Source organism: Streptomyces sp. NPDC007929 (assembly GCF_042959065.1).
GTDB lineage: Bacteria > Actinomycetota > Actinomycetes > Streptomycetales > Streptomycetaceae > Streptomyces.
Genome location: NZ_JBIBKD010000004.1, coordinates 183,062 through 203,385, shown reverse-complemented (window position 1 = coordinate 203,385; position 20,324 = coordinate 183,062). Strand labels below are relative to the sequence as shown.

General features: G+C 72.9%; 15 protein-coding genes. 5 read left to right on the top strand and 10 right to left on the bottom strand.

Translation table 11 applies throughout. The annotated features are described in order from the left end of the window. Window positions 1-42: 42 nt before the first annotated feature. The 9 genes from ACFZDE_RS14515 to ACFZDE_RS14475 form a co-directional block, all read right to left on the bottom strand. Window positions 43-975 (bottom strand): LD-carboxypeptidase, encoded by a 933-nt coding sequence (locus tag ACFZDE_RS14515; protein WP_391200078.1) that lies wholly within the window; start codon window positions 973-975, stop codon window positions 43-45. Continuing rightward, on the bottom strand, window positions 972-2,936 hold the full coding sequence (locus ACFZDE_RS14510; protein WP_391200077.1) for a prolyl oligopeptidase family serine peptidase: 1,965 nt from the start codon (window positions 2,934-2,936) through the stop codon (window positions 972-974). The genes ACFZDE_RS14515 and ACFZDE_RS14510 overlap by 4 nt, the downstream gene beginning before the upstream one ends. 4 nt (window positions 2,937-2,940) lie before the next feature. Further along, entirely contained in the window at window positions 2,941-4,254 is a 1,314-nt protein-coding gene (locus tag ACFZDE_RS14505) for a M20/M25/M40 family metallo-hydrolase (RefSeq protein WP_391200076.1), read from the bottom strand. Further along, window positions 4,247-5,080 carry a M55 family metallopeptidase gene (locus ACFZDE_RS14500; RefSeq protein ID WP_391200075.1) on the bottom strand — a complete coding sequence of 278 codons (834 nt, stop codon included), beginning with the start codon at window positions 5,078-5,080 and terminating at the stop codon, window positions 4,247-4,249. Before ACFZDE_RS14500 ends, ACFZDE_RS14505 begins: the two co-directional genes overlap by 8 nt. Before the next feature lie 74 nt (window positions 5,081-5,154). After that, window positions 5,155-6,252 carry a GDSL-type esterase/lipase family protein gene (locus ACFZDE_RS14495; protein ID WP_391200074.1) on the bottom strand — a complete coding sequence of 366 codons (1,098 nt, stop codon included), beginning with the start codon at window positions 6,250-6,252 and terminating at the stop codon, window positions 5,155-5,157. Between the two features lie 102 nt (window positions 6,253-6,354). Then, window positions 6,355-7,080: a methyltransferase domain-containing protein gene (locus ACFZDE_RS14490; protein WP_391200073.1), complete on the bottom strand. Its 726-nt coding sequence runs from the start codon at window positions 7,078-7,080 to the stop codon at window positions 6,355-6,357. A 123-nt stretch (window positions 7,081-7,203) separates the two neighbouring features. Continuing rightward, window positions 7,204-9,642: a SpoIIE family protein phosphatase gene (locus ACFZDE_RS14485; protein WP_391200072.1), complete on the bottom strand. Its 2,439-nt coding sequence runs from the start codon at window positions 9,640-9,642 to the stop codon at window positions 7,204-7,206. Window positions 9,643-9,806: 164 nt separating this feature from the next. Beyond that, complete coding sequence (locus tag ACFZDE_RS14480) at window positions 9,807-12,191, bottom strand: DHA2 family efflux MFS transporter permease subunit (RefSeq protein ID WP_391200071.1); 2,385 nt, start codon at window positions 12,189-12,191, stop codon at window positions 9,807-9,809. Between the two features lie 157 nt (window positions 12,192-12,348). Further along, entirely contained in the window at window positions 12,349-12,792 is a 444-nt protein-coding gene (locus tag ACFZDE_RS14475) for an SRPBCC family protein (protein ID WP_390995323.1), read from the bottom strand. Window positions 12,793-12,961: 169 nt separating this feature from the next. Between ACFZDE_RS14475 and ACFZDE_RS14470 the strand changes: the two genes are divergently transcribed. From ACFZDE_RS14470 to ACFZDE_RS14460, 3 genes are all read left to right on the top strand, one after another. Beyond that, window positions 12,962-14,002 carry an Rv2578c family radical SAM protein gene (locus tag ACFZDE_RS14470; protein ID WP_391200070.1) on the top strand — a complete coding sequence of 347 codons (1,041 nt, stop codon included), beginning with the start codon at window positions 12,962-12,964 and terminating at the stop codon, window positions 14,000-14,002. Between the two features lie 144 nt (window positions 14,003-14,146). Then, window positions 14,147-15,727: an alpha/beta fold hydrolase gene (locus ACFZDE_RS14465; RefSeq protein WP_391200069.1), complete on the top strand. Its 1,581-nt coding sequence runs from the start codon at window positions 14,147-14,149 to the stop codon at window positions 15,725-15,727. A 97-nt stretch (window positions 15,728-15,824) separates the two neighbouring features. After that, complete coding sequence (locus tag ACFZDE_RS14460; protein ID WP_391200068.1) at window positions 15,825-16,352, top strand: GNAT family N-acetyltransferase; 528 nt, start codon at window positions 15,825-15,827, stop codon at window positions 16,350-16,352. A 59-nt stretch (window positions 16,353-16,411) separates the two neighbouring features. Here the strand turns inward: ACFZDE_RS14460 and ACFZDE_RS14455 are convergent, their stop codons facing one another. Then, window positions 16,412-16,987, bottom strand: coding sequence for an adenylosuccinate lyase (locus ACFZDE_RS14455; RefSeq protein WP_390995311.1), 576 nt, complete (start codon window positions 16,985-16,987; stop codon window positions 16,412-16,414). A 395-nt stretch (window positions 16,988-17,382) separates the two neighbouring features. Between ACFZDE_RS14455 and ACFZDE_RS14450 the strand changes: the two genes are divergently transcribed. Both ACFZDE_RS14450 and ACFZDE_RS14445 read left to right on the top strand, forming a co-directional pair. Beyond that, window positions 17,383-19,188, top strand: coding sequence for a 3-hydroxybutyryl-CoA dehydrogenase (locus ACFZDE_RS14450; protein ID WP_391200067.1), 1,806 nt, complete (start codon window positions 17,383-17,385; stop codon window positions 19,186-19,188). Between the two features lie 160 nt (window positions 19,189-19,348). Next, window positions 19,349-20,158 carry a TetR family transcriptional regulator gene (locus tag ACFZDE_RS14445; protein ID WP_390995305.1) on the top strand — a complete coding sequence of 270 codons (810 nt, stop codon included), beginning with the start codon at window positions 19,349-19,351 and terminating at the stop codon, window positions 20,156-20,158. Window positions 20,159-20,324: the final 166 nt, after the last annotated feature.

Here is a 20,324-nt window from a genome sequence, read left to right as displayed (position 1 = left end):
CCGAAACGAGGGTTTCCTGACCGGATTTCAGGGGCGGGCCGTTCAGCTCAGCGCCGGTTCGTCCAGCGTCAACGTGCCCGCTACGGCGTCGAGTTCGGCTCCGACTCCGAGGGGCACGGTCAGCGCGCCGTCACCGTGCCCGAACCCGAATTCCTCCACGACCGGCACACCCAGGGAGCCGAGCCGGTCGGCGAGCACCGTACGCAGCTCCCCGTACGGGCCGCACCCCGCCCAGGAGCCGAGGACGATCCCGGCGGCCCCGTCGAGCCAGCCGGTGCGCAGGAGTTGGGTGAGATACCGGTCCACGCGGTACGGGCTCTCGCCGATGTCCTCCATGAGCACCAGCCCGCCCCGCGCCCCGGGGTGGGCGTGCGGAGTGCCGAGGTCGCTCGCCAGCAGGCTCAGGCAGCCGCCCAGGGTGACGCCCCGGGCGCGGCCGGGGACCAGTGGGGTGCCGCCCGGCGGCACGGCGGTGACGGTCCGCACGGACTCCGGGTCGAAAAGGGTGGCCCGCAGATGCTCCTGGGCGCGGACGTGCTTGAGGAAGTCGACACCGGCGGCCGCGGGCCCGTACAGGGTGACCAGGCCCAGGCGGGTGGCGAAGGCCTGGTGCAGGACGGTGACGTCGCTGAACCCGGCGAACACCTTCGGGCCCGCCGCCCGCATGGCGTCCCAGTCGAGCAGGTCGACCATGCGCTGCGCCCCGTAGCCGCCCCGGGCGCACAGCACGGCGGCGACGGTGGGATCGCACCAGGCGTTCTGGAGGTCGGCGGCGCGCTGCCCGTCCGTACCGGCCAGGTAGCCCAACTCCCGGTGCAGACCGAGCACATGGGGTGTCACCACCGGGTCGAGGTCCCAGCCGCGCAGGAGGTCGAGCCCGGCCTGGAGCCGTTCCTCGGGCACCGGCCCGCTGGGCGCGACGACGGCGACACGGGCGCCGGGGGCGAGCCGGGGCGGCCGGACGAGCTGGTTCACTTGCTGAGCTCCAGAGTGGGAACGGCGGGCGGGTCCAGGCGGAACACCTGGGCGTAGAGGGAGAGTTCGGCCTCCAGGGCGCGCACCATGGTCTCCGCCCTGCGGAACCCGTGGCCCTCCCCCTTGAAGGCGAGGTAGGCGTGCGGCACCGTGCGGCCCTCCAGACGTGCCAGGAACCGCTCGCACTGGACGGGCGGGCAGATCACGTCGTCCAGGCCCTGGAGCAGCAGGAACGGCACGGTGAGACGGTCGGCGTGGGCGGCGGGCGAGCGTTCCGCGTACCGTGCGGGCACCTCGTCGAGCGGCCCGATCAGGCCCTCCAGGTACCGCGACTCGAAGTCGTGGGTCTCCCCGGTGCCCCAGCCGGCCAGGTCCAGGATCGGGTACTTGATGGTGCCGCAGGCGTAGACGTCGGTGGTGGTGAGCGAGGCGGCGGCGGTCCAGCCGCCCGCGCTGCCGCCCCGGACGGCGAGCCGGGCGCGATCGGCGGTGCCCTCGTCGGCGAGGGCCAGGGCGACGGCGGCGCAGTCCTCGACGTCGACCACGCCCCACTGCTCGCGCAGCCGCTCGCGGTAGGAGCGCCCGTAGCCGGTGGAGCCGCCGTAGTTCACCTCGGCGACGCCGATGCCGCGCGAGGTGAAGTAGGCGATCTCCAGGTCGAGTACGAGCGGCGCGCGGCCGGTGGGCCCGCCGTGCGCCCAGACGACGTAGGGCGGCAGCTCGTCGCCGGGCGCGACGCAGCCGGGGTGGTGCGGCGGGTAGATGTGGGCGTGGATGTCGCGCCCGTCGGGGCCGGTGAAGGTGCGGATCTGCGGCTCGGGGTAGTACGCGGGGTCGACGGCGTCGTCGTGCTCGGCGCCGACCACACGGGCCCGGCCGGTGCGGGCGTCCAGCTCGACGACCTCGTAGGCGCTGCGCGGGCTGGCGCCGACGGCGACGATCCGTTCGCCGTGGGCGGCGAGGGTGGGGGCGAACTCGGTCCAGGGGCCTGCGGCGTCGACGACCTCGCCGGTCTCGGGGTCCAGGATGCCCAGGGCGGTGGCGCCCCGGCCGTGCACGACGGCGATCAGACCGCTCTGAAGCGGCGTGAACCATCGCGAGCCGAGCTTCCACAGGGCGCCGCCGAACTCCTCCTCGCGCGGGCACACCGGTTCCCCGTCGAGGTAGAGGTTCCACCAGCCGGTGCGGTCGCTCGCGTGCAGCAGACGGCCGTCGTGGGTCCAGTCGGCCTGGGCGATGGCCTCGTCCGGCCCGCCGGCCACGGTCCGGGCGTCGCGCAGCGTGCCGTCGGGGGCGAGGTCGGCCAGGAGCAGTTCGGTGCCGTCCCACGGCATGCGGGGATGGTCCCAGGCCAGCCAGGCGGCCCGCCGCCCGTCGGGGGAGAGCTTCGGTCCGGTCACGAACCGGTGCCGCCCGTCGGTGAGTTCGCGTACGGCGTTCCGGTCCTCGGCGGCGGATCCGTCCAGCGGGACGGCGGCCAGGACGCGGCGCACATCGGTGGGTCCCTCGCCGGTGAACTCCTCCAGCACGCACCACACCTCGCCCCGCTCGGGCAGCGCCAGCGGCTCGGCCCAGCGCAGGCCGGCGCCGACGCCGGACACCGGGGTGAGCGGCCGGGGTTCCCCGCCGGGCTCGCAGCGGTACAGCCGCTGGTCGGCGAAGTTCACGAACACCACCAGCGGTCCGGTGTCCCCCGCGACGGCGGCCCAGGGGTGCCCGCCGTACTCGATGACCCGGCTGCGCACGTTCCACGGCGCGGGCAGCAACGGCTCCTCCCGGCCGTCGGCGTGCCGCCGCACCAGGGTGCGCCGGCCGCCCTCGGCGGGGCGCGGCTCGGTCCACCACACCTCGTCGCCGACGAAGCCCACGTACTCCGGGTGCCCGTCGTGCGCGGCGGTCAGGGCCGCGTCGATGGGCGAGGGCCACGCCCCGTAGGCCAGCGTCCGCACCGTCTCCCCCACTCTCCTAGGCCGTCCGCAGGAACCGGTCGAGTACGCGGACTCCGAAGTGCAGCGCCTCGACCGGTACCCGTTCGTCGACCCCGTGGAACATGGCCGCGTAGTCGTAGCCGTCCGGCAGCTTCAGCGGGGTGAAGCCGTAGCCGGTGATGCCGAGGCGGGAGAACTGCTTGGCGTCGGTGCCGCCGGACATGCAGAACGGCACCACGTGCCCCTCGGGCGCGAACTCCTCGATCGCGGCCCGCATGCCCGCGAAGGTCGCCGAGTCCACCGGCGACTCCAGGGCGACCTCACGGTGGTGGAACTCCCAGTCCACGTCCGGCCCGGTGAGCCGGTCGAGGGTGCTACGGAACTCCTCCTCGCCGCCCGGCATGAACCGGCCGTCCACGTGCGCGACGGCCTCACCGGGAATGACGTTGATCTTGTAACCGGCGTCCAGCATGGTCGGGTTGGTGCTGTTGCGCAGGGTCGGCTCGACGAGCTTCGCGGCCGGGCCGAGCTTGTCCAGCAGCGCGTCCACGTCGGTGAGGTCGCTCTCGATGCCGTAGAGCGCGGCGAGTTCGGTGAGGGCGGCGCGCACGGTCGGGGTCAGCCGGAGCGGCCACTCGTGCGCGCCGATCCGCGCGATCGCGCCGGCGAGGCGGGTCACGGCGTTGTCGCGGTTGACCTTGGAGCCGTGCCCGGCGCGTCCGCGGGCGGTGAGCTTCAGCCAGGCGGTGCCGCGTTCCCCGGCCGCGATCGGGTAGATCTGCCGTCCGTTGCCGTCGTGGAAGGTGAAGGCGCCCGACTCGCTGATGCCTTCGGTGCAGCCCTCGAACAGGCCGGGGTGCGAGTCGGCGAGGAACCCGGAGCCGTCCACGGCGCTGGCCTCCTCGTCGGCGGTGAACGCGATGACGATGTCCCGGCGGGGCCGCACGCCCTGCCGTGCCCAGCCGCGCACGACGGCCAGGATCATCGCGTCCATGTTCTTCATGTCGACGGCGCCGCGCCCCCAGACGACCCCGTCGCGGATCTCCCCGGAGAAGGGGTGCACGCTCCAGTCGGCGGCCGCGGCGGGCACGACGTCGAGATGCCCGTGGAGCAGCAGGGCGCCGGCCGAGGGGTCGGTGCCCTCGATGCGGGCCACCACGTTGGTCCGCCCCTCGGTGCGCTCCAGCAGGGTCGGCTCGATCCCGGCGCCGGCGAGCCGGGCGGCGGCGTACTCGGCGGCGGGCCGCTCCCGGCAGTCGCCCCCGCCCCGGTTGGTGGTGTCGATCCGGATGAGGTCGGACGTGTAGGTCACGACCTCGTCCAGCGCCTGCTCGTCCACCTGCTCAGCCATACTGCTCCTCCACCGCTGCCGAGACGATCGTGGTGACCGCCTTGAAGGCGCGGATGCCCTCGTACATGGTCCCGCTCGTGTACGCCACCTTGCGCTCCCCGGTCCGTTCCACACCCGGGACGACGGTGGCGGCCATCGCCAGGTGCTCGGCGTCGAACTCGACGGCCACGGTGAACGGGCCGCCGCGCACTGGTTCGTGACGCACCGCCAGCGCGGCGGCCTCCTTGGCCGCCGCCCGGATGTCGGCCGCGGTGCGACCGGGCGTGCGGCACACGGCCGCGTAGCGTGAGACATGGTCCTTCACGGCGACCTTCAGCGCCTCCGGCGCGTATCCGAGCGCGTCCTCGCAGGCGACGTCGTCCCCGGTGACCAGCACGACCGGCACGCCGTACTCGGCGACGACATGGGCGTTGAGCAGCCCCTCGCTCGCCCGTACGTCGTTCAGCCACACGCCCGTGATCGAGTTGGCGAGGTAGGTGTGCGCGAGGACGCCCTCCATGCCGGCGCCCGCGTGGTAGCCGACGAACGCGATGCCGTCGACGTCGCCGTGCTGCACGCCCTCGACCATGGACAGCGTCTTGTGCCGGCCGGTGAGCAGCTGGGCGCGGTCGTCGAGCTGTTCCAGCAGCAGGTTGCGCATCGACCAGTGCGCCTCGTTGATGATCACCTCGTCGGCGCCGCCGTCGTGGAAGCCGAGGACGGCGGCGTTGACGTCGGAGGTGAACAGCGGCCGGCAGCGCTCCCACTGGGAGGCGCCCGGCACCACGTCGTCGGGCCAGGTGACGCCGGTGGCGCCCTCCATGTCGGCGCTGATGAGGATTCTCATGACGAGCCGTCCAGGGCGGAGATCTTCATGGTTCGTCACGTTACGCGCTGCGGACCCGACGGGCTACGAGGTGGTCACCAGCGGATCGGCAGGTCGGCCACGAGCGCCGTGAGGCGGTCGGCCAGCAGGCGGTGGTCGCGGGCCGAGTAGTGCCAGTGGCAGCCGGTGTGGTCCAGGCCGGTGGTGTCGAGGGACCAGTAGCGGACCCGGCGGTCGCCCGCGCCGGCGCGTTCCCCCACGACTTGTTCGACATGGCCGGCGAACGGGCCCGTGCCCACGGCCAGCAGGGTCGTCGCGGGCCCGTAGCGCTTGCGCAGCTTCGCGAGGAAACCGCTGTAGGCGCTGCGGTAGGCGGCCGCGAGGCTCTCGTCCGTCCAGGGCTCGCCCGGGTTGACCGGGGTGGAGAAGTCGTTGGTGCCGAGGTGGACCACGACGAGCTGCGGCCGCCAGGTGCCGGGGTTGCGCCAGACGTCGCCGGGCACGTTCAGCAGCGCGCGGTCGTAGAAGGTCCGGTAGTTCACCTCCGGGGAGCCGCCGTTGTAGTTGCGCACCATGCCCTGGCCCGAATAGGCGTTGAGCTGGTAGTCGGCGCGCAGCGCCCGGGCGGCGAGGGCGCCGTAGCTCACGTCGGCGTTCGTGGTGCGCGCCAGTTGCCCGCCGTCGCAGTCGCGGGAGGTGGAGAGGTTGCCGTAGCCGGCCGTGAGGGAGTCGCCGATGAACTCGATCTGGCGACTGCGGGCGGCGGGCCGGGCCAGGACGGCACCGCCGGGTGCGGCGACGAAGCCGCCGAAGGAGCTGGTGGCCCACGGGGTGTCGTTGCGTTTGACGAGCCGGACGGTGTGCACACCGTCGCGCAGGCCCCTGACCCAGTGGGTGGTCCTCCCGGGCGTGACGAGAGTCGCGACGGTGGTTCCGTCGACCTGGACGTCGTAGTCGGCGGCCGGATCGTCGAGCATGACACCCACGCCGGTGCCCCGGATCCGGCCCTCGAAGTAGACGCCGGGCCAGCTGTACCGGAGGACGTCGCCGGTGGCCGTGACGCGTCCGGCGGTGTGCACGTTGTCCCGCACTCCGCGGTGGTCCGGTGCGGCGACGGTCGTGACGGCGCTCGTGCCGATCAGCGCCGCCGACACAGCCGACACGGCGAGCATGCGTAACCAGGGCAAGGGCATGGCTGTCCTCCGTGGGGCGGGGTGGGTGCACGGACGGAGCAGAGTGAACGTACACCGACAAATCTGTCGCCCACCAGACCACGCCCTGCCCCGGAGTTCGCCTCAGGCCGTCCGCCCCGCCACCATCCAGGTGGAGGGCAGCTCGACGCGCGTGCCGTCCGGGTGGTACTCCGTGGTGCGCAGTGGCAGCCGGCCGCTCGCCAGGACCGAGAGACCGGCCGAGCGCAGATACTCCGGCACGGCCTCGTCCGAGACCTCACCGGGTGTCAGGCCGTGCCGGAAGACCGGTGCGAGCTTGTCCGGCGGGCCGTCCGGGCCGCCCGCGAGCCCCATCAGCGCCTGCTTGGCGGCGCCCGAGAGCTCCACCAGGCAGGCCCGGCCCCGGTCGCCGACCAGCGTGGCGATCCCGTCGACCAGCGACTGCCGGTCGTCCGGCTCGCACTGGTGCAGGACGCCCCGCACATAGACGTTCGTGTCGCCCAGCTCCGCGTGCAGCGCCTGCACCTCTTCCTTCTCCACGGCGTCCAGCTGCCGGTAGGCGGCCTGGCCCGCCGGGTCGCGACGGCGGGCGTGGTCCAGCGCCGCGGCGGACAGGTCGAGGCCCAGGACCCTCGGGAAGCGGTCGGCGAGATAGCGGGTCTGGGTGCCGTTGCCGCAGCCGAGGTCCACCATCGGCAGGGCCGGATCGGCCAGGTACGGCTCGAACAGGGCGAGATGCGGGCCCACGGTCAGGACCGGTTCCGCGTCCCAGAACACCGCCCCCGGTTCGGCGGACGCCTCCCGCCAGAACGCCTCCCACGCCTCCCGGTACCGACTCGTCACGCTCATGGCCCACTCCCCAGGGTGCGAACGAATCCCGCCATTCGGCGGGCGAGTACGGTGTATCGCGCTCCGGCCCCGGCCACAAGAACGCGGGCACACACCTTCACGCCCCGTTCGCCCCGGGGGTGTTCAGCGGCGCGGCAGCGTCAGCTCGAACCACACCGTCTTGCCGCTCGTGGTCCGGCTGGTCCCCCACTCGCGGGACAGCGTGCTGACGACACGCAGGCCGCGTCCCGCCTCGTCGAGCGGGCCCGCGCTGAGCAGCGTCGGCAGCTCGTGGTCGTCGTCCTCCACCTCGCACAGCAGGGTGTCGCCACGGACCAGGCGCAGGACGACGGGCCGGGCGTACGCGTGCCGTACGGCGTTGGTGACGAGTTCGCCGGCCATCAGCTCGGCGGGCGCGACGAGTTTCGCCAGGCCCCAGTCGTGCAGTTGCTCCCGGACCGCCGCGCGGGCCCGGCTCACCTCGGCCGGCTCCAGGGCCAGTCGCCATTCGGCCACGTCGTCCGGCTCGATACCGCCCAGGCGGGCCATCAGCAGCGCCACGTCGTCCTTGCGGCCACCGCGGCCCGCTTCCGAGAAGGTCGCGGCGAGGGCGCGGATGATGGTGTCGCAGGCGTCGTCCATGGACGCCGCCGGGTGCGCCGCCGACGCGCAGAGCGTCGCCAGGCCCACCCCGATGTCCTCGCCGCGCACCTCGACCAGTCCGTCGGTGCACATCACCAGCCGGTCGCCGGGCTCGACACGCACCCGGAGTGCCTCGAAGGGCACTCCCCCGACGCCGATGGGCGCGCCCGTGGGCAGGTCCAGCAGTTCGCTGCGGCCGTCGGCGGCCCGCACCAGGACGGGCGGGATGTGCCCGGCGTTGGCGAGGTGGAGCTCCCCGGCGATCGGGTCGTAGACGGCGTAGAGGCAGGTCGCGAGGTAGGTGTCGCCGAGGCGCTGGGCGAGGTCGTCGAGGTTGCGCAGCAGTTGGGCGGGCGGCAGGTCGAGCCCGGCCATGGTCTGCACGGCCGTGCGCAACTGGCCCATCATGGCCGCCGAGTTCAGGCCGTGGCCCATGACGTCGCCGACGACGAGGGCGGTGCGCCCGCCGTGCAGCTTCACCGCGTCGAACCAGTCGCCGCCGACCCGCCCGAGCAGCGTGCCGGGGAGATAGCGGGTGGCGATGTCGCAGCCCGTCATCCGGGGCGGGATGCGCGGCAGCATGCTGTCCTGGAGGGTCTCGGCGACGTTCTCCTGGAACGTGTACATGCGCGCGTTGTCGAGCACGAGACCGGCCCGGGCGGCGAGTTCGGCGCCGGTGACCCGGTCCATGTCGTTGAAGACGGGCCGGTCCGGGTGGCGCAGCAGGATCATGAAGCCCAGGACGACATGGCGCGCCTTGAGCGGCACGACCAGCATGGAGCGGCCGGTGATCAGCGGCCTGATGTCGCGCTTTTCGAACTGCGCGGCGATGGCGTGCCCCATCTCCTCGCTGATGCGCGGCACGAGGACGGGTTCGCCGCTGGTCATGCACTGGAAGAACGGCGTGTGCGCGGGGAACGGCATGGCCTCGCCGACGGGGACGACGTCGTCCCAACGGCCGGGTTCGTCGGTGTGCTCCAGGGCGACCCGGTGCCACATCGTGGTGGTGTCGGGCATGCCGTCCTCGAACCCCTCGCCGGCGACGACCTGTTCACGCAGATAGGTCCCGGCGACGTCGGTGAAGCGGGGCACGACCGCCCTGCTGACCTCGACGATCGTGCGGGACAGGTCGAGGGAGGTGCCGATCCGGCCGCTGACCTCGTTGAGGAACTCCAGGCGCTCGCGGACGGCGGCGTACTCGAGGTCCTCGCTCTCCTCGCGCAGGTCCGCCGGCACGGGTTCGCCGGCGGCCAGGGCCCGCGCGGCCCGTTCGCGGCGCGCCTTGCGTTCGGCGCGCCGGGCCACGCCCCAGTCGGGGGTGACGGGCACCCGGTCGTTCTGGCTGAACTCCAGGACGGGGTAGCCGAGTTCGAGGATCTGCGCGACGATGCGGGCGCTGTCGCCGACGCTCATGCTGGGCAGGATCTCGGGGAGCCGGCGGGCGAGGTCCTCCGCGCCGGGGAAGTCGGTGTGCAGCGCGAAGGCGGGCGCGATCCGCTCGAACACCCCGTCGCCCGGGCGCAGCCCCTCTGCGTCGGCGGCCAGTACGAGCAGCCGCTCGGGGCCGGGGCCCACCAGGGGGTAGGCCCACCACAGGACGTCGATGCGGCCGTCGGCGGAGGCGGTGAGCCGGGCGCGGCCCGCGGCCGGGTAGGAGAGTCCGCCGTCGAGGGAGGATTCGAGGTCGGGGCCGAGTCCGTCGCCCAGGGCGCCGTGGATGGTGTCCCGCTCGTCGGGCAGGGCGCCGGAGACGGGGAGCAGGTCGAGGGCGGCGCGGCCGATCGCCTCCTCCTTGGGGACGCCGAACAGGCGCCGTGCGCCGCGGCTCCAGTGGGACACGAGGCCGTCGCGGTCGACCACGACCACGGCCAGGGGGACGCGGCCGGTCTCGGCGGGTCCGGTCACCGTGCCCTGCCCAGCCTTGTCGGTGCCATGGTCCATGGCCAGGCCCTCTCTCCCCACGGACGCAAGATCTGTGCCGGTGTCTCCACCGTACGGCTCCCGCCGGTGGCGATGTGAGGCATTGCGGGAATTGCCCGCGCGGGGTTCGCACCGGCGTACGACCCCGCGCGCCGCTGCCCGTCGGGCGTGCGGCCGGTGCCCGTTCAGTCCTCGTGGCTCAGCTGGAGGTCCCGCTCGGTACGGCCCCCTCCGGCGACCTGGAGCACGGTGGCGACGGGCGGGTAGCCGGCGGCGATGACGGTGTACTCGCCGGAGGACAGGTCGACGAAGCGGAAGGTGCCGTCGGGCCCCGTGGTGAGGGTGTCGACGACGTTGCCCGCCACGTCGAGCAGCGTCACGCGCGCGTCCTCGACGGGTCTGCCGCCGCCCGCCCGGACGGTGCCGCGCAGTACGGCTCCCCCGGCCAGTTCGATGTTCCGGCGGGTCTCGCGGGCGGCCTGGACGGTGACGGGAAGCGCGGCCGGGCGGAAGGCGGGCGCACTGGCGGCGAGGGTGTACTCGCCGGCGACGAGCTCGGTGATGACGTAGCCGCCCTCCCGGCCGCTGCGGGTGGTGGCGACGACCTCGCCGTGCACGTTGGTGAGCGTGACGGTGGCGTCCCTGACGGGCGTGCCGTCGGCGGTGACGACGGTGCCGATCAGGTTCCCGGCGCCGCCGAGGACGATGTCGAGTTCGACGGGGCGTTCCCCGACGGTCACGGTGACCGCCTGCGGCTGGTGGCCCCCGGCCGCGGCGATCAGCACGTACGAGCCCGGGCCCGGGGTGGCCAGCGCGTAGCGCCCGTCCTCGCCGCTCGCGCCGCGCCCGGTCTGCTGCCCGGTGACGTCGATGAGCGTGAGCGCCGCGCGGGGCACGACGGTCCCGTCGGGGTGCTGCACCGAGCCGCACACGGGCACGCCCGAGGTGTACGCGGCGCGGGCCTGCGGGACCGGGGCGTGCCCCGGCGCCGTGCCCGGGTCGGTGACGGAGGCGTTGTGGGACACCAGGGGTTTCTCCTTGAGGAAGAGGGCGATGACCAGTCCGAGGACGAGCACCGGCACCAGGTAGAGGAAGATCCGCGGCATGGCGTCGGCGTACGCCCGGATGTAGTCGTCGCGCAGGGCCGGGGGCAGCGCGTGCACGAGCTGCGGGGTGAGGGACTCGGGGTCAGGCAGCCCGGCCCGCGCGGGCAGCCGGTCGGCGAGGGCGTCGGCGAGCCGGTCGGCGAACAGGGTGCCGAAGACGGCGGCTCCGACGCTGCCGCCGATCTGCCGGAAGTAGTTGCTGGCGCTGGTGGCGGTGCCGAGGTCGGCGGGGCGCACGGAGTTCTGCACGGCGAGGATCAGCACCGGCATCACCATGCCGATGCCGGCGCCGAGGACGGCCATCCAGATGCTGTAGTGCAGCCGGGGCGTGCCGACCTCCAGCCGCGACAGCAGCCACATGCCGGTGACGGAGAGGGCGCCGCCGAGGATCGGGTAGGCCTTGTAGCGGCCGGTGTGGCTGATGAGCTGTCCGGCGAGGATCGAGGCGCCGACGATGCCGGCCATCATCGGCAGCATGAGCAGGCCCGATGCGGTGGCCGAGGCCCCGTCGACCATCTGCAGATACGTCGGCAGATAGCTGGCGGCGCCGAACAGGCCCACCCCGATCACCAGGCCGACCAGGCCGGTGACGTTGAAGACGGAGTCCCTGAACAGCCGGAGGGGGATGAGGGGTTCGACGGCGAAGTGCTCGGTGACGAGGAAGAGCACGGTCGCCGCCGCCGCTCCGCCCGCGAGGCCGAGAATCACGCGCGAGTCCCAGGCGTACTCGGTGCCGCCCCAGCTGGTCAGCAGGACCAGGCAGGTGGAGGCGGCGGTGAGCAGCAGCGCGCCGAGGACGTCCAGCCGGGCCCGGACGGCCGGTTTGGGAAGTTTCAGCGTGACGGCGACGACGGCGAGGGTGAGCAGGCCGAAGGGGACGTTGACGTAGAAGCACCAGCGCCAGGAGAGGTGGTCCGTGAAGTAGCCGCCGAGCAGCGGCCCGGCCACGGAGGCGAGGCCGAAGGCGGCGCCGATCAGGCCCATGTAGCGGCCGCGCTGCCGGGGCGGCACGATGTCCGCGATGATCGCCTGGACGCCGATCATGAGGCCGCCCGCGCCGACGCCCTGCACGGCGCGGAAGGCGATCAGCTGGTCCATGCTCTGGGCCCGCCCCGCGAGCGCGGAGCCGGCGACGAAGACGACGATCGCGAACTGGAAGACGCCCTTGCGACCGAGGAGATCGCCGAGCTTGCCGTAGATCGGCAGTCCGACGGTGGCTGTGAGCAGGTAGGCGGTGATCGCCCAGGACATCCGGTCCAGGCCGTGCAGTTCACCGACGATCTTCGGGAGCGCGGTGGCGACGATCATCTGCTCCAGGGCGGCCAGGAGAAGGGCCGGCATGAGAGCGAGGAAGATGATCCGCACCCGGCGCGGGCTGGGTCCGGTGTCCGGATCCGGCGGGGGCGCGGGGGTGTCGGGGGGCGCTACCGCCGGTTCGTCCTGCGCCAGAGTGATCCCGCCCACTCACCGCTCCCCTCGTCGCGCTGCCGCACCATTCCCGCGTAAAAGCGACAACTACGAGCAAGCGCGACGAGTTACGGCACAGGAGCGAACCGTACGGAGATCACTCGAACCGGTGAGGGGGTGCAACACCCCCTGAAGTTCCGCGTCTTGGGGCGGGTTACTTCTCCACCTCGGTGGCGAGCCGGGCGAGCACCGCGTCGTAGATCCGGCCGAGGCCCTTGGGCGCGAAGGTCTTCTCGAAGAAGCCGCCGATGCCGCCGGCGCCGGTCCAGGTGGTGGTGACGACGACCCGGGACTTGCCCTCACCGGCCGGGGTGACCCGCCAGGTGGTGACCATGGAGGAGTTGCGGTCCTTCTCGACCAGCTCACCGTCGGTGGGCTCGCTGACCTCCAGGAGGCAGTCGCGCACCCGCTTGCTGGTGGCCTGGAGCCGCCAGTGGACGAGGGTGCCCTCGCCGTCGCCGCCCTCACGGACCTCGTACTCGCTGAACTGCTCGGGCAGCAGCTTCGCGCGGGTGCCGCTGTAGTCGGCGAGGGCGTCGAACACCGTCTCCGCGTCCGCCGCGACGATCCGCTCCGTAGTGGCCTCGACCTGCGCCATCGCTTTCCTCCAGGACTGGTTGCTCAGGGGTCGGGGCAAGCCAACCACCCCGCCGTCCGGCCCCCCAAATCGGGGTGTCGCAACCCGGTCGAACACGTTCGGAAAACACCCTCGCACGATCAAGGGAACATGTGTTCTATTCTGTGGTCAGTGCTACCGAGGAGGCGTCATGCGCTGGGAGAACCTCACACCGGACTCCGAACACAGCCGGGCCGACGCCGCGCTGTTCGGCGCGGACGCGGTCACGACCCGCACGTTCGACACCCCGGAGTTCCGCGGGATCACCTTCCACGAGGTCCGGGCCCGTTCGATCATCAACCGGGTGCCCGCGGTCTCGCGGATGTCGTTCCAGTGGACGGTCAATCCCTACCGGGGCTGCTCGCACGCGTGCGTGTACTGCTTCGCGCGCAAGACCCACAGCTACCTGGACCTCGACACCGGACTCGGCTTCGACAGCCAGATCGTCGTCAAGACCAACGCGCCGGAGCTGTTGCGCCGGCAGCTCGGCTCGCGCCGCTGGCAGGGTGAGCACATCGCGATGGGCACCAACGTCGACTGCTACCAGCGCGCCGAGGGCCGCTACCGGCTGATGCCGGGCATCATCGCGGCGCTGCGCGACCACGCGAACCCCTTCTCGATCCTGACCAAGGGCACGCTCATCCTGCGCGACCTGGACCTGATCACGCAGGCGGCGCGGGTGACCGACGTCGGCATCTCGGTGTCGGTCGGCTTCACCGAGCAGGAGCTGTGGCGCACCGTAGAGCCCGGCACGCCCGCACCGGAACGGCGCCTGGAGGTCGTGCGCACCCTGGCCGAACACGGCGTCGGCTGCGGGGTGCTGATGGCGCCGGTGATCCCCTTCCTGAGCGACACACCCGCTCAACTCCGCGCCACGGTACGGGCGATCGCGGCGTCCGGCGCCACGTCCGTGACCCCGCTGGTACTGCATCTGCGGCCCGGCGCCCGCGAGTGGTTCATGGCCTGGCTGGGACAGCACCACCCGTACCTGGTGGCCCGTTACGAGCGGTTGTACGCGGAGGGCTCCTACGCCCCGAAGTGGTACCAGCGGCGGATCACCCGTCAGGTCCACGAACTGGCCGAGGAGTACGGCATCGGCCCCACGCGCGCGGGCATGCCGCGCCGGATCCGGCAGGCCGAAGCGGCCGAGGAGCCGCCGGTGACGGGGCCGACCCAACTCTCGCTCCTGTAGGAGCCGCGGGCATTCGAGCGCAACCGAAGATCCGATCGGGTCATGAGCCACACGTCATGAGTTCTCCCGGGGCCGACTTCCGGGACGATGCGGCGAGGACGGCGACCCTCGCGGTCCTCCATCCCGCCGTCCTGGGAGGACTCCATGGGAAAACGCGCAGCCGCGCTGTGCGGCGCCGCAGTCGTCCTGGCCGGGGCCTACACGGCCGTTCCCGCGCAGGCGAGCGCACCCGGCCTCGCGACCACCGCCACGCCTGCCGCCGAGCCCACCTGGAAGAGCTGCGCCACCAAGAAGCACCCGACGCTGCAGTGCGCGTCCCTGAAAGTGCCGCTCGACCACCGCAGACCGCGCGGGGAGAAGATCACCCTCGCCTTGTCCCGTGTCCCGCACACCGCCCGGACCTACCAGGGCCCGCTGCTGGTCAACCCCGGCGGCCCCGGCGGCAGCGGACGAGCCCTCGCCGGGTTCGTCGCGTCCGCGCTGCCCGCGAAGGTCGCGGCCCAGTACGACGTCATCGGCTTCGACCCCCGCGGCGTGGGAGCGAGCGAGCCCGCCCTGGACTGCGGGCCGGACCACTTCGCCCCGGTCCGCCCGGACTCCCTGCCGGCGACGCCCGCGCTCGAGAAGGCCAACCTCGCCCGCGCCACGTCCTTCGCCGCCGCCTGCGCCCAGAAGCACGCGCACGTGCTGCCGCACATCGGCACCGCCGCCGCCGTCCACGACATGGACGCGATCCGGCGGGCCCTGGGCGCGCGGAAGATCAACTACTTCGGCTACTCCTACGGCACCTACCTGGGCGCCGTCTACGCCAGGTTCTTCCCCGAGCGGGTCCGGCGTCTGGTCCTGGACTCCGTCGTCGACCCGACGGACGTCTGGTACGAGGCCAACCTCAACCAGGACGTGGCCTTCAACGACCGCCACCGCGCCTTCCTGGCCTGGGTCGCCCGGTACGACGGCACATACGGGCTGGGCACCGACCCGGAACAGGTCGAGGCCGCCTGGTACGCGATGCGCGCGGCCCTGGCGAAGAACCCGGCGGGCGGCACGGTCGGCGCCTCGGAACTGGAGGACACCTTCATCCCGGGCGGCTACTACAACGGCTACTGGCCGGTCCTCGCCGAGGCGTTCGCGGCGTACGCGCACCACAAGGATCCCGAGCCGCTGGTCGAGGCGTACGAGGACATCGGCGCGGTCGACCCCTCCGGCGACAACGGCTACAGCGTCTACACCTCGGTGCAGTGCCGGGACGCGGGCTGGCCGCGCGACTGGCAGCAGTGGCGCGAGGACCACTGGGCGGTGCACGCGAAGGCGCCGTTCATGACCTGGAACAACGCCTGGTACAACGCACCGTGCGCGTTCTGGCCGGCGGACGCGCTGCGCCCGGTGAACGTGGCCAACGGCGAGCTGCCGCCGGTCCTGCTGTTCCAGGCGACGGGCGACGCGGCGACGCCGTACGAGGGCGCGGTCACCATGCACCGTCTGCTGGCCCGTTCGAGCCTCGTGGTCGAGGAGGGCGGCGGCAACCACGGCGTCACCCTGAGCGGCAACGCCTGCCTGGACGAGCACCTGGCGGCGTACCTGACGGACGGCACCGTGCCGCGCGGGTACGGCCGGGCGGACGCGGTGTGCGAGGCACTGCCGGATCCGAAGCCGGTGGCGGTGACCTCGAAGGCCGCCTCCTCGCACGGCTCGGCGCTGCACGGCCTGCTCGGCTTCCGCCGCTGAGCGGCTGACGACCCGTCGGGGGGGCGGGCGCTGTCGGTGCCGTGGTCCACCATGGGCCCATGAGTGAGCTGACGAGGATCCCCGCGGTGGTCGCGCCATGAGCGGGTCGCGGATACGGGAGATGACGCTCGCCGACTGCGCGGGCGTCGCGGCGGTCCGTGTCGGCGGCTGGCGCAGCGCCTACCGGGGTCTGGTGCCGCAGTCCTACCTGGACGGGCTCAGCGTCGAGGCGGACGCCGAGCGGCGTCGTACGCACCTCGCGCAGGGCGACGGCCGGGTGGTGAATCTGGTCGCCGAGGACTCCGGCGGCGCGATCGCCGGCTGGGCGTGCCACGGGCCGTACCGGGACGGGGAAGTCCGCACCGATGACGCCGAGTTGTACGCCCTGTACGTACACCCGGACCGGGTGGGACGGGGTGTGGGGCGGGCGCTGCTCACGGAGTCGGTGGCGCGCTGCTGGGCCGCGGGCCACGACCGTCTCCTGCTGTGGGTGCTCAAGGAGAACGACCGGGCCCGCCGCTTCTACGAGCGGGCCGGCTTCCGCGCGGACGGCGCCGAGGAGCCCTTCGAGGTGGACGGGGTCACGATCCCCGAGGTCCGGTACGCCAGGCCCCTCCCCGGCTGACGTCGCGGTACGGCGGGCCGGCCACCGTGAACGTACGGCGGCCCCGTCCCCCGCTGTCGTCACCTCTGCTTCGGGATCCGCCCCAGCGCCCGCACCGCCGCCTCGGCCAGCGCCGGATGGGCGAGTGCCTCGTTCAGGACGGGTCTGGCCCGGGCGTCCCCGAGCGCGCCGAGTCCGTCCACACAGGCCAGGGCCACGCGCCGGTAGGGGTCGTGCGGGCGCAGACGCCGCTGAAGCGTGGTGATCAGCGCGGGCACCGCCTCCGGGGCCCGGAGCGTGACCAGGAGCCGCACCGGGTGCAGGGCGTAGGCGACGCGCAGTTCGTTGGTGGCGAGGGCGGCGGCCGCGCGGGCGGTGCGCGGGTCTCCCAGCCGGGCCAGGGCGTGGGCGGCGGAGGCGCAGCGCGGCGGGTCGCGGTGGTTGAGCAGCAGCACCAGGGCCTCGAAGGCCCGCGGGTCCCGTGCGCACCCCAGCCGGAACGCGGCCAGTTCCCTCGCCCACAGGTGCTGCCCGGGTTCGGTCAGCGCCGCCGCCAGGGCGTCGAGGTCGTCGGTCGCCACGAGCCGCTCGAACGCGGGCGGCGCCCCGGACTCCTGCCGTAAGCGCTCCGTGAGTGATCGCAACTCTTCGTCCATGACTCAGAGGTTAGGCGGGGCGTGAGCCGCGCGGGACGTACATCACAAACCCGGGGGCTGGCGCGCTCGTTACCCGCCGGTTAAGCTCAGACGAGCGAGTTACCCACTCGTCTTTCCTCGCGGCGGTCTGGTGACGCGGCAGCCGCGGGAGCAGTCGGTTCGGTGCCTCAGGTACCGCAGTACGGCTCGGCCCCGGGACAGGGCCGGTCGGAACAGCCGTTCGCTTCAGGGCGTGTGCACGCCCGGGGCGCGGCACCGGGCGTGTGCGCTTAGCAGCCCGGCCAGCACCCGCACTTCACCCCGCCCCCGGTGCGCCCGTGGTCCGGCCCTGCCGGACCGACTCCGGCGCACCCGGAGCGCGTTCCCCGTCGTCACCCTCATCCTGGAGTCCCGCGATGGCCTCTCCCCTTTCCGACCCGTCCCAGTCCCCGCTGCAGACCGTGGCCGTCGTCGGCCTCGGCACGATGGGCACCGGCATCGCCGAGGTCCTCGCCAAGGCCGGCCGCACCGTCGTCGGCATCGACATCAGTGAGACCCAGGCGGCGAAGTGCGTCGCCGCCCTGGAGGCCTCCACCGCCCGCGGCGTCGAGCGCGGCCGACTGACCGAGCAGCAGCGCGCCGAGATCCTCGGCCGGGTCCGCACCTCCGCCGACCTGCGCACCGCGGCCGACGCCGACCTGGTCATCGAGGTGGCGCCGGAGTCGTACGAGATCAAGCACCAGATCTTCCGGGAGCTGGACGGGATCGTGCGCCCGGAGACGATCCTGGCGACCGGCACCAACGCCCTGTCCGTGACCCGGCTGGCCGCCGACTCCGCCCGCCCCGAGCGGGTGCTGGGCCTGCACTTCTTCAACCCGGCGCCGGCCATGAAGCTGGTCGAGGTGGTCTCCTCGGTGCTGACGGCGCCGGCGGCCGTCACCGCGGTCACCGACCTCGCGCTCGACCTGGGCAAGGAGCCCGTGGCGGTCGGCGACCGGCCCGGATTCGTCGCGGACGGCCTGCTGTTCGGCTACCTCAACCAGGCGGCCGCGATGTACGAGGCGAAGTACGCCTCCCGCGAGGACATCGACGCCGCGATGCGGCTGGGCTGCGGACTGCCCATGGGCCCGCTGGCGCTGCTCGACCTGATCGGCGTCGACACCGCGCGCACGGTCCTGGAGGCCATGTACGCCTCCTCGCGCGACCGGCTGCACGCCCCGGCGCCGATCCTCAAGCAGCTCAGCGAGGCGGGGCTGACCGGCCGCAAGGCGGGGCGCGGCTTCTACACGTACGAGGCGCCGGGCAGCCCGGTCGTCGTGCGGGACGCGCTGACCCCGCTGGAGGGCGGCGACCTGGTCCCCGGCCGGGAGATCCGCTCGGTCGGTGTCGCGGGCTCGGGCACCATGGCCTCGGGTATCGCCGAGGTGTTCGCCAAGGGCGGCTACAAGGTGGTCATCGCGGCCCGCAGCGCGGAGAAGGCGCAGAACGCCAAGGCCCGGATCGGCAAGTCCCTGGCCCGCTCGGTCGACAAGGGCCGGATGACCGCGGAGGCGGCCGCCGAGACCCTGGACCGCATCACCGCCACGGGCACGTACGACGACTTCGCCGGTGTCGACCTGGCCGTGGAGGCGGTCGCCGAGGACCTGGAGATCAAGCGGCAGCTGTTCGCGGCGCTGGACAAGGTCTGCAAGCCGGGCGCGATCCTGGCCACCACGACCTCCTCGCTGCCGGTCGTCGCCTGCGCCCGGGCCACCTCGCGCCCGCAGGACGTGATCGGCATGCACTTCTTCAACCCGGCGCCCGCCATGAAGCTGGTCGAGGTGGTCCGTACGGTGCTGACCGCCGACGACGTCCACGCGACGGTCCGCGAGGTGTGCGGCCGGATCAGGAAGCACCCGGTCGACTGCGGTGACCGGGCCGGCTTCATCGTGAACGCGCTGCTGTTCCCGTACCTGAACAACGCGATCAAGATGGTCGAGGAGCACTACGCCTCGCTGGACGACATCGACGCGGCGATGAAGCTGGGCGGCGGTTACCCGATGGGCCCGTTCGAGCTGCTGGACGTCGTCGGGCTGGATGTCTCGCTCGCCATCGAGAAGGTGCTGCACCGCGAGTTCCGCGACCCGGGGCTCGCTCCGGCGCCGCTGCTGGAGCACCTGGTGGCCGCGGGCTGCCTCGGCCGCAAGACCGGCCGTGGCTTCCGCGAATATGCCAAGCGCTGAGCGTCCCGGCGACCGGTTCCGGTCCGGCGCGGGGTGGGGTGGCCTGCTCGGCCCGGACCGGTTCCACCCGGCCGGGCGGGCCGCCCCCGCCCCGCCCTCCGGTGGCGCGGGAGAGCCGGGCCCTGCGCGGCGAGCTGCGCACATGCAGTACGTTCAGGGCATGCCCCAGCCCGCCAAGTCCTCACGTACCTCCGCCACGGCCGACGCGCCGGAGAGTGCCGCCGGCTCTCGCGCCGCCGCCCAGCGGCTCAAGATGCGCCGGGAACTGGCGGCCGCCGCGATGGAGCTGTTCGCGACCAAGGGGTACGAGGCGACCACCGTCGACGAGATCGCGGCCCAGGCCGGGGTCGCCCGCCGCACCTTCTTCCGGCACTTCCGCTCCAAGGAAGAGGCGATCTTCCCCGACCACGACGACACCCTGATCCGCGCCGAGGCGGTGCTCAACGCCGCGCCCGCGCACGAGCATCCGCTCGACACGGTGTGCCGCGGCATCAAGGAGGTCATGCGGATGTACGCGGCCCGCCCGGAGATCTCGGTGGCCCGCTACAAGCTCACGCGCGAGGTGCCCACTCTGCGCGAGGCGGAGATCGCGTCGGTGGCCCGCTACGAGCGCCTCTTCACCCGTTATCTCCTCGGCCACTTCGACGAGCGCGCACACGCCGACGACGCCAACGACGACCCGCTGCTGGCGGAGGTCGCCGCGTCCGCGGTCGTCACCGCCCACAACCACGTCCTGCGGCGCTGGCTGCGCGCGGGCGGCCAGGGGGACGTGGAGGCGCAGCTGGACCACGCCTTCGCGATCGTGCGCAAGACCTTCGGCTCGGGCATCGGGGCCGGGCGGTCCACGGAGCCGCAGCCGGCCGCGGCCACGGCCTCGGCGCAGGGCGAGGTGCTGGTGACCGTCGCCCGCACCGACGCGCCGCTGGACGAGGTCATGCGGACCATCGAGCAGGCCCTCAAGGAGCGCTGAGCGGCCCTTGGAAGGGTTCTGAGCGGCTGAGGCCGCTGTGATGACGGCCACCCCTCGGGGTGGCCGTTTTGGCATGTCAGAGGCCGTTTTGCAGGCCCTCGGAGAGCCCGTTCGATCGATCATCGCTCATTTGTCACGTAAAGATTTCATCTGAGATCAAGTTCTG